Source organism: Rhodopirellula sp. UH5 (genome assembly GCF_056839225.1).
The window spans coordinates 2,384,554-2,396,606 of sequence record NZ_CM166390.1 but is presented as its reverse complement, the minus strand read 5'-3'; the positions used below and the strand labels follow the sequence as shown (position 1 = coordinate 2,396,606).

The following is a 12,053-nucleotide window of genomic DNA, read 5'->3' as shown; positions in this document are numbered from 1 at the left end:
TCAGCAGGCGCGCAGAAGTCATCGGGGATGTGAGCCGCTCGGCGTTCGCCACGGTTTCCTCGCACAACCGGGCTCACGCCCAATCGGCTCACGTGGTTGGACCCAATCATTCCTGCCAACCTGCTTCTTCGAGAAGGATGAGCGTCCGTTTTACCTGGAGAGTTGACTGGTTTGGTCGACCAACTGGAGCAGGTCACGGAGTTGATGGATCACCGCGGTCGGATTGGATTGCAGCAATTCGTTTTCGGGTTGGGCACCGGTCGTGATGCCCAGAGCCATTCCACAGTTTGCGTTCTGCCCTTCTTCGATGTCGATGCGCGAGTCACCGATTTTGACGACGGCGGATGCATCGGTGACTTGCGTCAGTGCCATGGCGAGGTAGATCATGTCCGGCCCCGGACGCCCGGTTTCAACATCGCTGGCGGTGACCAGCGCGTCGAAGTCCTGCCCGACGACCCAGCCAATTTTGTGAACCAGCTTTTCGGCAGTTGGGCGATCGTAGCCGGTGTTGAGGACGACTTTGATTCCGCGTGAATGAAGCTCGCGAAAGGTCTCGGATGCGCCCGGTTGTTCCGTGACATCGAGGGTGTCGTAGGCTTCGGCGAGTCGCCTTCGGAAGTCAGCAAAAATCGACTGGACTTCGGTGTCGGGATGGTCGTTGCCATCCAACGCCAGCACGTCCCGAATGGCTTGGGATTTTTCCTTCCCTGCGCCCGCCGATTGGACTTGTTCTTGCGTGAAGTTGTATCCGGCGGCGTTGATGGCCTGACGCACCGTTTTGTAGACGACATTGTTTTCGTCCACGGTGGTTCCAGCCATGTCAAAGACGACAAGTTCAATCATTGTAAAGCTCGGTGAGATGGTGTCGTGTGAATCCGGCGCTGCTGGTCATTCCCTTGCCGCCAATCCCCGTGGTGACATGCACGTTCGGGGAAATCGTGTCCTGGTGAATGCCAGACGGGTGTGAGGTTTGGCTGTAGATTCCGTACCAAGACGTTTCGATGTCCCAGGATGGAAGGTCCATGATACGCTTCGCCTCCTCCAAGATGGCGTCGTTGACGTCTGATCGGAGATCAAAATCAAGTCGGTCGGGTTGGTCAGCGGAAGTGTACTCATGGGAGTCGCCCAAGATGATGCTGCCATCGGGTTCTTGTTTGAACAGGATATGCAGTCCCCACTGTTGAGCGAACGTGTCTTTGGCTTCGCTGGCTTTGATCGCGTTCCACGAGGGGCACTCGGAGAAGCTCTCGTAGCGGCGGATCGACAGCCCGGTGAGGATGTTGCCCGGCAGAACCGATGTTGGTTGAGCGGCGAGTCTCAGCATTTGCAGTTTGCAAAGCTTCATCTCGCTTTGCCGGAAATGATCCGGGAACAGGGTTTGGAATTCACTTCCACAGCAGACGATGACTTTGTTGGCGGTCAATGCTTCGCCGGTGGAGGTCTCGACTTGAATCAAGTCGGCACTCACTGGAGTCACCTGCTGAATCAGCGTCGCGAACCGCAACTCGAAATTCGGTTGCGTTCGCAGGTGGTCATGCAAATGATGGATCATCTGCCGCGGGTTGACGGAAACTTCATCTGGGAAGAACAGTCCGCCGCGACAGTAGTCGGATCGGAGGTTGGGGTATTTGCTTCGGCATTGCTCAGCGGTGAGCAATTCCGAGCGGTAGTCAGTCTGTTGGTTGATCTGGTGCAATTCTTCGATCAGCGTGCATTCTTCCTCGTCCGAGGCGATGTAGATGCTTCCGTTTTGGCGGACGGACAGTTCGATTTGTGATTGAAGCTCTCGATAGATCCGCAGGCTTTCGCGTCCATGGCTCTGCCAAGACTGATCAAGCCCGGAGGGAACGACTTGGCCAAAGTTGCGAGTGGTCGCGCCGTTGGGTTGCGAACTTCGTTCCACCAGGGTGACACGCAGTCCTCGCTGCAACGCGTGGTAGGCGTAAAAGCTGCCGAGGGCACCCGCGCCGATGATCAGCAAGTCGGAATGTCGGGGGCCGGTGCTGTCAGCGTTCATTGGGAAGCATGGAATGAGTTGGGATGGTCATGTTTCAATCCGCGACGGCGGCGTCACGAGACTGGCGTGGGATTTTGGTCGTGTAGTGGACGCAGAGGAAGAGGGTGATGACGCTGGCCAACCCAGCAACGATCACGGATGTGTAGTTCATCAACGAGAGAAAGTTCTGGTCGGAGGTGACTGAATTGCGATACAGCATCACGCCGATGTACCCGAGGTAGCCGAGGGCATCGGCCAAATACATGAGATAGCCAATATTGCCGGATTCTTTGAGGGCCGCGATCATGCGTTCAAACACGGTGGTGTGAAAGGCCACGTAGGGGACGTACATGCCAAACCCCAGCGTCACCATGAATGCCATGGGCGACAGCTTCCCGAGGGCTTGCCCGGCCACCGCGGCCACCACGATCACGAATCCGGTCGCCAAGAGTCCGATCGAAGAAAGAAAGGCGGTGCGATTGTCTCGGATCAGACTGGTCAGTCCGGAGATGGCAACCACTCCGATCATCACCCAGAATTCGGAGCGTGCGAAAACGGTGGGTTCGTTCTGGACACCCAGTTCCGTCCAGATTTCGATTGCGAAGTCGTCTCGCAAACTACGAATGACTGTTAGCAGCACGTAGATCGTCAGCAGGCCGGTCAACCCCAAGGCATGCCGTCGCCAGAAGGCACGTCGTTGTTGACCGTTCATCGGCGAGCGTTTGGAACGCAATTGTTCATCCGCGAATGAGGGGGCTGGGATCTGCGACAGCATCCAAACAAACAGAAACAGCGGCAGTAGAAAGATCAGACCGGTGATGGCGGGCATCCAAAACGTCTCGACTTGATAGCTTTCGATCAAAGTGCGGCCGACGGATTTCACAAAGCCGGATGAGAGAATGAAACTGGCACACAATCCGGCGGAGAGTGCTTCGGTGACGGCGCGTCCTTCCAAGAATCCAAGCACCATTCCAAAGACCATTCCCAGTGGCAGACCGTTGACAAACAGCCAGACGAAATTCCATGGGACCGGTGTGATGGCAAACAGGAACAACGCGAGTTCTGCGATTGCGATCAAGGCCACGATTGAGATCGCCCGATAGCGTGGTGGCATTTCAGAGACCACCTTGATGCCAATGAACTTTGACAGGGTGTACCCGGCGACTTGCGCAGTGATCAGGATTGTTTTGTAGCCCACACCGAACGCAAGCATGCCGTCATAGGTGGCCGCAGTGAAGGGCTTGCGAAAGGCATACATGCAGAAGTAGGTGCCAAACGCCGCAATGATGCAGTAGATCGAAAAGGTGGTCGGGTTGGCGTTCGACAACCAACGCGTGAGCGGGCCTCCTTTGAGCACGTCTGCCTGTGTCGCCAAGTCATCTTGTGTGATCGTTGCCTGCCCATTCAGGGAAGCATCCGTGGTCATGGCCATGAAGTCACACACGGGATTGTGAAGATTGAAAGAAGCCAATGTTGGGCGACGCTCCAAAGCTGGACGCGACTTCGCGATGGTGCAACAATGTTGCTTGACAGTCAACACGCAACGAGAATTCTTCACCTGATTCTCACATTGACGCGATCAGGGGGGCAGGGATGAATTTGGTGGAGTTAGCACAGCGTCTCCGGCAACTCCGTCTGGACAGTGGGATGACCTTGGACGAGGTGGCGCAGCAAAGTGGTCAAACGAAAAGCTGGCTGTCGCGAGTCGAGAATTTTCGGATCACGCCCTCGCTTCCAGCGCTCGCTGAGCTGGCGTCCGCCCTGGGTGTCTCGACCGCGAGTTTGTTGGAAGGTTTGGATGACCGTCCTCAAATCGTTTGTGTTCGGCGCAGCGAGCGGAAACTCATTCAGCGAGATCCGGATTCGACGACGCAGTATTTTTCACTTGCCAGTGAACGGGCTCATCGGACGATGGACCCGTTCTTGTTGAAGGTCCCCAGTGGGGAAGAACGTGAACCGCGAACGCATGAAGGCGAAGAATTTCTGATGGTGTTGAAAGGACGGGTGCGGTTTCTCTACGGCGAGCAGGAGTTCAATCTCTTGAAAGGCGACAGCTTGTATTTCGATAGTGAAGTGGAGCACTGTTTGTCGAATCCGTATGCCAATGAAGCCGAAGTGTTATGCCTTTTTCGGCTGGGACGACCATGAGTGAAATGAAATCAGAAACCGATCTGCGCAACGATCTGCAAAACATCGCGATGGAGTTTGACACCACGCAACGTCGGTTCGTGCAGGCCAAGAAGTTGCTCGAACCACTGTGTGAAGGACAGGTGCTTGTGCGCGTCCTTTGCTGCACGCTGTGTGGCAGCGACTTGCACACGGTTTCAGGGCGACGCTGCGGACATGACGGGGGAGTGCTCGGTCATGAAATCGTGGGCGAAGTCGTGGGGTGGTGCGGTGAACTCACGCCGGTGGATTACCACGGGGGCCCATTGCAGATTGGCCAACGCATCACCTGGGCGATGTCAGTGGGCTGTGAAGCTTGTTTTTACTGCGACAACGAACTGAATCAGAAGTGCGATTCGCTTTTCAAGTACGGCCATGAAGCGAATGGTGGGCATCCAACCGGCGGGCTGAGTGAACACTGCGTGCTGGTCGCGGGAACCCCGATCTTTTCGGTCCCTGCGGTTTTGAGCAACGAGGTGGTCGCACCGGTGAACTGTGCCACGGCCACGGTTTCGGCGGCGCTTCGGTTGGTGAGTCAGACCCATGCGGTCAACGGTGCAACCGTGTTGATTGTTGGCGCGGGCATGCTTGGGTTGACCGCGGCGGCCCAATGCAGAGAAGCGGGAGCGGCGCGAATTGTGGTGGCGGATCCCAACGAAGAAAGAGCGAAGTTGGCTCTGGCGTTTGGGGCCACCGATGTGCTTGCCAGCGATTCCGCAGAGCAGCGTCAGGCAAGGTTGCTGGAATTGACCGCTGGTCGTGGAGTGGACCTGGCAATCGACTTTGCCGGGGTCACCACCGCTGTGGAAGCTTGTTTGGAATCCGTGCGACTCGGTGGATGCGTGATGTTGGTGGGATCTGTGTTCCCGTCAGATCCGGTGGCTCTGTATCCGGAGCAGGTGGTTCGCCGAATGCTGACCCTTCGCGGTTTGCACAACTATCTGCCGCGAGATCTCGACAGTGGTTTGCAGTTTTTGGAACGCAACCACCAACGCTTTCCCTTTGAGTCCTTGGTGGGGAAGCGTTTTTCACTCGCCGATGTGGATCAAGCGTTCGAATTCGCCATGCAGCAGCGACCTGTTCGAGTCGCCGTGTATCCTTCGACGAGCGATTGAGTTTCGGAGGCAGTCGGCGTTCGTTTGCCAAGCAAACTCCTGCCCGTCAGACGAGCTCATTCAACGATTTCAGCGTCGACGGTTTCCGGTTGCGTTTTCTTGCTCGGCTTGGTCGAGCGGTTGCGTGCGACGGACAACAGCGTCATGCCTTCTTTCACGCAGATGACTGCGATCAAGAGAGCTGCCACAGCGGCGACGATCTTCAGCATGCCTTGCGCGACGAAGGCCACCGCGGCGATGCCGCAGATGATGGCCACAGCCGCTTGCATGAACTTGACCATCGCTTGCACACGAGAACTGTGTGTTTGTGACTTGGCACTTCGTTCGACAGCACTGCGGGCACTTTCGTTTGCCAGTTCTCTCATCGCGGAGAGATTGCTGTTTCGTTCGGGGGCCTGTGACCGAGGGATCAATGGAGCATCCGGGTCGACCGGGGTGATGGTCTCTAGTTCCGATTCGATGGTTTCTGCGACGGGAAGCTGCGACACAACTGGCTTCGCGACAGTCTTCGGTGATTTGGGCGTCTCCGGTTCGGAGTCGGTGCCGGACTGCTTCTGAACGCGTTGCAGGAGACGGTTCATGTAGGCTTCGATGGAGTCGTCATCTGGTTCATCGGAGCCCGATGCGACGACCGTTTCCGTCGTGGTCTCTTCGGTGCTTGGCAGTTCGATGCCGACGGGTTCGACTTCAACGTCCGCGAGCGTCGACTCATATTCTTCGGCGACGTCAAAGGACTCATCCGACTCTGGCTGATCCCAGGAATAGGATTGTGTGCCGGAGGCTTCGAGTGCCTCTTGGTTCGGTTCTGCTACTTCGTCCGTTTCATCGAGGTTCGCAGGTTCGAATTGGGCAACGTCCGAATCCAGATTCGCTGCATAATCGGTTTGGCCGTCCCACATTTGGGTGCCGGTGTCCGCCATGTCGTCTTCGTGGCGAGGCTGCTCTTCACTCTCAGTGCCACTTTTTTCCGCGTTGAGATCACGAATCAGTTGGTCAGCCAAACTGAGTGGTGATGGGGTCTCAACGTCATCGACGTCATCAACCTCTTCGGCCGAATTGATCGAGGTGAATCCGCTGGTTGATGATTCCTGGTCGTCGAAAGAACGGTCCAGATCAACGGTTGCCCAGGGGTTCTCGGTTTGCGATTCCGCATCGAGATCGAAGCCCATGGTGGCCGCATTCAGTTCTGCTTCCACTTCTTGAACCATCGAGTTTGGTTCGTCGTCGGTCTCAAATGCGTTCTCAGAGGCGGGGCTTTCGGAAGTCCATTCCTGAGACAGTCGAGCTTCGCGAATTTGGTCGGCTTCTTCTTGGGCGGCGGCCGTGAATTCAGCAGCGAACTGTTGAACGCCGGCATCCTCGTTGGATTCTTCAGCGTCGGTCCAGGGATTGGCGGAAGCGTCGGTGTCCAATTCCGGATCAGCGGCAACGGTTGCGTTTTCGTTGCGGATCTCATTGTCGTGATTCGCTTCAGGCAAGTCGTTGATTTCGTTGGTCGAACGAAACGCTTCTTGAGTCGGTTGGTCGGCGAGCCTGTCTTCTGGCAGCAACAGCGATTCAGATTCTTCGGGCCACCCAGGTGACGAGGGATCGTCCGCCAGCGGTTCTGGTGTGGCAAGTCCGACAGGATCCGCGATCGAAACGTTTGACTCGGCGTCGTCGAATCCCTTCGCTTGAGCACTGTCATAGGTTGGCCAAGCATCCTCGTCGGATTCTTGTTCGACGGTTTCTTCGGCGATCGGGGTGCTCCAGCTGGCAGCCTTTTCTTCGGCCTCTTGCAGCAGTCGATCCGTTTCGGAGTCGTGGACCATGCTCAGGGCTTCGTCGATCAGTTCGTCGGCCCCATGGGCGTCGGACGTGGACGGTGATCCCACGGATTCTGGGTCTGTTTCACTGGCAATGTGCAGTCCCACTGCGTCCGCGGTTGGCGAGGACACGTCTGGTTCCTCAGCGATGTCGCTGGCTTCGAGCGGTGTCGCTTCGTCGTCGCGAGCGATGGAGGACTCGGGGGCCTCTTCCAACGAGTCGTCATCTTCGGTCGAAGTTGCTGCGGCTGAAAGCAGACCCAGTCGGAAGTTGGAGGGGGCGTCTTTGGGTTCGTCGACGGATTTCCCGCTGATCAGTTGGCGGGTTTCCTCTTCGAGTCGTTCGATTTGATCGAGCGTGTCGTCATGGTCCCGATTGGAGCGGTCGAACAACTGACGAGTTTCTGAAACTTCTCGCTCGGCGCGGAGACGCTGTTTTTCAGACGAATTGTACTTGGCTTTGAACTCGTCGCGTTGCTCTTCCGTGACCAACAAAGTTTCGCGAAGTTTGTCGTTGTCTTCGCGGAGTTGAGCGAGTTGTTGTTCGGCTTGTGCAAGGCTGATCGTCAGCTCATCCACGCCGGTTCGCAGCGCGTCCATCTCATCGCTCCACGACGTCCGGTCGGTGTCGTGACGATCCTCTGATTCGCGGACCCGTGCCTCGAGTTCACCGATGGTGGTGCGAGCGTGCTGGCAATCACGACGCAGTGCCTCGGCTTCTTTGCGAGCGTCGGAGATCTCGATCTGGAGACTTTCGATCTCTTGTCGGAGAGATTCCTCGGTCTTGAGCAGGTCATCGCAACGTTTCTGACTCTCACTGGCCTTGGCATCGCTGCTGGCCTTTTGGTCGAGTGCCTCGTCGCGTTCTTGGTTGGCTCGTTCTCGTTGGGCAATGGCTTCGTCGCGTGCCGTTGACAGCTCGTTGCATTGGCGAGCGTGTTCTTCGACGCGTTCCATTCCCATCGACTGCAGTGATTCTTGTTGTTCACCAAGGGCGAGCAACTGTTCATTGAGCGAGGCAAACTTCGTGCGCATTTGGGTCACCGCTTCCGCGGCAGCATCGGCTTGGCTTTGCGATGCTTTCAATTGCTGGCGAGTTTCAGTGAGTCGACGTTCGCTGTCGCGTTCACGTTCGAAGAGGGATTCTTTTTCCTGCAGCAGTTCTTCGATTTGGGTTCGGTATTGCTCGTCGCGACCCTGTAAACGCTGCTGTTGCGTGTGCCATTCTTCGCGTTGCGTTTCCAACTGTTGTTGTTGAGTGGCAAGCTGGTTTTGACGATCGGTCAGCTCGCGATGACGAACTTGGAATTCGGCGTGCAGTTCGACCGCGGCGGTTTCTTGAGAACGAATTTCGTCCTCGCGTTCCCGCAACGCTTTGAATTGGGATTCGAGCTGTTCGGATTGCCGTTGCAATTCGTCTTGTCGTTCACGCACCCATTGGTCGTGTTGTTCCGCTTCTTCTTTGAGCTTGTGCCAACGCGCCGCTTCCTTTTGGAATTCAACGTTGGAATCAAACATCGAGGCTGGTGTGCCGGATGCCAGGCGAGGCACCGATTCAGCGAAGCGGTGCGCCGTGGGTTTGCTGGCCTCAGCCAACTTGGCTTGAACCAGTTCGAATTCATAGTTGCCAAGGCCGAGCACGTCGCCTTGTTGCAGAATCCCTTCGGTGACACGAACGTTGTTGATCAGCAACGGGATCGAGTAGGCCCGAATGAGGATGCGGTGCGCATCTCGAATCAGGACCGCATGAAGCGGACGGAGGGTTGGATCGTCGAGGCGGATCGAGCATCCCACTCCATTGCCAAGCGTGTAGCGAGCGCCAGCGAGTCGCAAGCGTCGCGTGGGATGATCTTTGCATCGCACTCGAAACTCAATCGCGCCGTCTTGATTCCACATGGTGCCATGATCGCCCAGCGGTTTGCTGTGCGATGGGCCGGATGAGGGTCTGCCAGTGGAATCCACTTCGGAAGACGCCGCGTAACGCGGCTGGTTCAACCAACTCGTCGCGGTTCCTTCGCCTGTGGAGCGATTCGACACCTCCGACCGAGCGGGAGCCGCAAAGGCAGTGACGGAGTCGGATTCGGTGTGTGTTGGTGTATTCGAGGAGTCAGTTGCCACCACGGAGTTCCTTCTCACGGGAATGCTTTCTTGAGAACGGCAAAGTGTCCCGAAAGCGATTGCGTCGGACCTGTATGGGGAGGGTCCGGTCGAGTTTCGGTTCACTTCGTTTCCGTTCAAGCGGTTCGGAGTAACCACTTGTTCCTGTTAGTTCGGTTGAACCGACCAGGGGCATGAAGGCATTTGGTCCGTTTTGGCAAACTTTGCGGCTTCCGGGTGACTTTGCAGGGGGGGAAGTGTCTGGTTGAATGCTTGCGGCCTGGAAGAGGGGGTGCTCCTCGGCCGGGGGGATCGTCAGCCAGGGTTCCCGTGCAATCGGAAATTCTTCCCCGTTGGCGCCCTGAAAACGTAGAAAAGGTCCCTTTAGTGGAAGGGAAGGCTTTTCCTCGATCTACCCTAATGAAACCGGGGTTTGACTCGGTGTGCAGCTAGGAACGCTCCATTTGAGTGAACTTGAATGGCTCGGCGTGCGTCACAGTCAGTGCCGTAGTTGGGTCGGTTCCGGTCACTTTGCCAGCCAAAGAGGTGAATAATGTCTCGCGATGAAACACTGAAAAAGCTTCGGGTCACGTTGCTCCGGCGTCGGGATGCGCTTCGAAGGGCTTTGGAGGGCGATCTCAGCCTGTTGCAGGAACTTCACAATCAGAAAACCGGCGACGCTCTGGATGCCGCCGCGGATACGGTCCAGGACGAACTGAACAGTCAGTTGGTTGAGGTCGAAAGCCGCGAATTGCTAGCAATCGAAGAAGCGATCGCGAGGTTCGAGGAAGGCCGATTTGGTGAGTGTGAAGATTGCGGGAAGCCCATTCCGTTGAACCGTCTCCGAGCCATTCCGTACGCGATGGATTGCATCACTTGCCGTCGCGCGGCGGAGCGAGAGGGGGCTTCTGGGGTGGTTGCGCCGACTGAATGGAATCGCATTTTCGATACACCGGAAGTGGATCCAGCGGTTTGATTCGAAGGAGTCTCGCTTTGGCACGCTCGTCGGACGCCGATTTAGCGAAAGTTGCTGTTTGACCGGGCGGCGATTGGGTTGCCCGGTGTGAGACGTGCGTGTTGATTCGTTAGGATGCGGCAAACAGGTTGATCAATATTGTGTGATCAGCTGGACTTTGTTTCTCAACGAAAATCGTATCAGCACATGGATCTGCGTCATCACGTTCGTGACATCCCGGATTATCCCAAGCCCGGCATTCTTTTTCGGGACATCACTCCCCTGCTCGCTCATCCGGATGCGCTCAATGCGGCGGTCGATGAGATGGCGAAGCCTTTTCTCGACCAAAAGATCGACGTGGTCGCGGCCGCCGAAGCTCGAGGATTCATTTTCGGAACGCCCTTGGCGATGCGGCTCAACGCGGGGTTCGTGCCGATCCGAAAACCGGGCAAGCTGCCCTTCGATTTGCACTCCTTTGCGTACGAACTGGAGTACGGCACCGACGAGTTGCAAATTCACGTGGATGGAATCAAACCCGGCCAACGGGTGTTGATTGTGGATGACCTGTTGGCCACCGGGGGAACGGTGGAAGCCTGTTTGCGTCTGCTGGAAAAATGCGACGCTGAAATTGTCGGCTGCTCGTTCTTGATCCATCTGGTCGCCTTGGGAGGCGAAGCACGTTTGTCGCCGTACCACATTCACAGTGTGTTGGAATACGGTGGCGATGATGCGGAGGATGAACTCAGCATCCAAAACCGGCCGCCCGGACCGAGTGTTTGATTCAAGTGGCTCAGGGTCACAGGACTCAGGACTCAGGACTGGCGGGGTGATTGTTCGCCCCGCAGTGGTTCATCTGCCGTTGCGGTGAGCGATCAAGCTGCGCAGAGTTGTCATCGCGGTTCGAGCGTTGCGGGAGTATTCAGGGGCTCGCAGGTCAGCGTTGTAGTGCGTGGGCACTTCCATGATCGTCAGCGCTGACTTCGCAACTTTGGCGGTGATCTCGGCGTCGATTCCAGGTCCGGTTTCAGTCAACGGCAAGGAGCGGATCAAATCGCCCAAGAAGACTTTGTGGCCGGTTTCGAGATCCGAAAGGTGCAGTCCGGTGGTCATGTTGCTGCAGGAGGTCAGGCAGCGGTTGACGATGCGGCACATTCGGTTGCCCAGTCCACCACGCAAGTTGTTTTGGTGTGATCCGCCGCGACGCATGGAGCGTGAACCATAAACGACATCGGCTTGTTCTTCGAGAATGGGCCAGATCGCGCCGAGTAGATCGGCTGGGTCGTAGGCCATGTCTGCGTCTTGAATCGCAACGACGTGGCCACGGGTGTGACGCAAAGCCATGCGGATGGTGGAACCGCGGCCATGATGACGCAGTCGTCGCAGGATGGTGCGGTTGGGCCGCAAAGGCAACCCTCGCAAGTAATGCCAACTTCCATCCACGCTGCCGTCATCGACCAGGATGGTTTCCGTTGCCGGAGGCATGACTTCTTCGATGCGATCAATCACTTCGGGAATGAATTCCCGGCAATTGTGAATGGGAACGATGACCGAGACATCGATTTGTTTGACCGGCGAAGCACCGCTGGCAATTTGGTTTGCTTCGGCAATCAGTCCGAGTGTGTCGTCGATCCGCCGAAGGATCTCATCCGGGTTGAGCGTCTCTTCCCGAGTGGTCAGCGCTTGGTCCAGATCTTCAGGTGCCGCCAGGTACTTCTCGACACTTGGTTGGAAAGTCGTCGTCATAGGTTGTCGCTTTGAAGTTGCCGTGTGAATCGCTGTGGAATAGCGATCGGGGCACATCGCCACGGAAACTATGGGCAACGAATCTCAGCCAAGCATGCTCGACCGAGATTTTCGATTGAGAGGACCTTCCCTTTGGCACCTCTTGTTTCGGATTGCAACGGTTGCAGCAATCGAGG

At 56.6% G+C, this 12,053-nt stretch carries 9 protein-coding genes; 4 read left to right on the top strand and 5 right to left on the bottom strand.

The annotated features are described in order from the left end of the window. Nucleotides 1-150 precede the first annotated feature (150 nt). Genes UH5x_RS08665 through UH5x_RS08655 form a run of 3 tightly spaced genes read right to left on the bottom strand, consistent with a single transcriptional unit; the run spans nt 151 to nt 3,422 of the window. On the bottom strand, nt 151-843 hold the full coding sequence (locus tag UH5x_RS08665; RefSeq protein ID WP_482635425.1) for a phosphonatase-like hydrolase: 693 nt from the start codon (nt 841-843) through the stop codon (nt 151-153). Further along, nucleotides 836-2,017: a TIGR03364 family FAD-dependent oxidoreductase gene (locus tag UH5x_RS08660; protein WP_482635424.1), complete on the bottom strand. Its 1,182-nt coding sequence runs from the start codon at nt 2,015-2,017 to the stop codon at nt 836-838. The genes UH5x_RS08665 and UH5x_RS08660 overlap by 8 nt, the downstream gene beginning before the upstream one ends. Nucleotides 2,018-2,051: 34 nt before the next feature. Further along, complete coding sequence (locus UH5x_RS08655) at nt 2,052-3,422, bottom strand: DUF5690 family protein (protein ID WP_482635423.1); 1,371 nt, start codon at nt 3,420-3,422, stop codon at nt 2,052-2,054. A 221-nt stretch (nt 3,423-3,643) separates the two neighbouring features. Between UH5x_RS08655 and UH5x_RS08650 the strand changes: the two genes are divergently transcribed. Both UH5x_RS08650 and UH5x_RS08645 read left to right on the top strand, forming a co-directional pair. After that, nucleotides 3,644-4,144: an XRE family transcriptional regulator gene (locus UH5x_RS08650; protein ID WP_236695979.1), complete on the top strand. Its 501-nt coding sequence runs from the start codon at nt 3,644-3,646 to the stop codon at nt 4,142-4,144. 5 nt (nt 4,145-4,149) lie between these two features. Continuing rightward, nucleotides 4,150-5,277, top strand: coding sequence for a zinc-binding dehydrogenase (locus tag UH5x_RS08645; protein WP_482635422.1), 1,128 nt, complete (start codon nt 4,150-4,152; stop codon nt 5,275-5,277). Between the two features lie 56 nt (nt 5,278-5,333). Here the strand turns inward: UH5x_RS08645 and UH5x_RS08640 are convergent, their stop codons facing one another. Then, entirely contained in the window at nt 5,334-9,200 is a 3,867-nt protein-coding gene (locus tag UH5x_RS08640) for an FHA domain-containing protein (RefSeq protein ID WP_482635421.1), read from the bottom strand. Between the two features lie 532 nt (nt 9,201-9,732). Between UH5x_RS08640 and UH5x_RS08635 the strand changes: the two genes are divergently transcribed. Both UH5x_RS08635 and UH5x_RS08630 read left to right on the top strand, forming a co-directional pair. After that, nucleotides 9,733-10,155, top strand: coding sequence for a TraR/DksA family transcriptional regulator (locus tag UH5x_RS08635; RefSeq protein WP_047812785.1), 423 nt, complete (start codon nt 9,733-9,735; stop codon nt 10,153-10,155). A gap of 186 nt (nt 10,156-10,341) precedes the next feature. Next, nucleotides 10,342-10,914, top strand: coding sequence for an adenine phosphoribosyltransferase (locus UH5x_RS08630; protein WP_173442605.1), 573 nt, complete (start codon nt 10,342-10,344; stop codon nt 10,912-10,914). Nucleotides 10,915-10,983: 69 nt separating this feature from the next. On the opposite strand, the gene UH5x_RS08625 is transcribed toward UH5x_RS08630, so the two are convergent. Next, a complete protein-coding gene (locus tag UH5x_RS08625; RefSeq protein ID WP_047812787.1) occupies nt 10,984-11,877 on the bottom strand; it encodes a glycosyltransferase family 2 protein in 894 nt (297 codons plus the stop codon). Between the last annotated feature and the right edge of the window lie 176 nt (nt 11,878-12,053).

What these genes read in the sequence shown, in the direction of transcription:
- UH5x_RS08630 (WP_173442605.1), top strand. Translation starts at nt 10,342, where the DNA reads ATGGATCTGCGTCATCACGTTCGTGACATCCCGGATTATCCCAAGCCC.
- UH5x_RS08660 (WP_482635424.1), bottom strand. Translation starts at nt 2,017, where the DNA reads ATGAACGCTGACAGCACCGGCCCCCGACATTCCGACTTGCTGATCATC.
- UH5x_RS08625 (WP_047812787.1), bottom strand. Translation starts at nt 11,877, where the DNA reads ATGACGACGACTTTCCAACCAAGTGTCGAGAAGTACCTGGCGGCACCT.
- UH5x_RS08655 (WP_482635423.1), bottom strand. Translation starts at nt 3,422, where the DNA reads ATGACCACGGATGCTTCCCTGAATGGGCAGGCAACGATCACACAAGAT.
- UH5x_RS08665 (WP_482635425.1), bottom strand. Translation starts at nt 843, where the DNA reads ATGATTGAACTTGTCGTCTTTGACATGGCTGGAACCACCGTGGACGAA.
- UH5x_RS08645 (WP_482635422.1), top strand. Translation starts at nt 4,150, where the DNA reads ATGAAATCAGAAACCGATCTGCGCAACGATCTGCAAAACATCGCGATG.
- UH5x_RS08650 (WP_236695979.1), top strand. Translation starts at nt 3,644, where the DNA reads ATGACCTTGGACGAGGTGGCGCAGCAAAGTGGTCAAACGAAAAGCTGG.
- UH5x_RS08635 (WP_047812785.1), top strand. Translation starts at nt 9,733, where the DNA reads ATGTCTCGCGATGAAACACTGAAAAAGCTTCGGGTCACGTTGCTCCGG.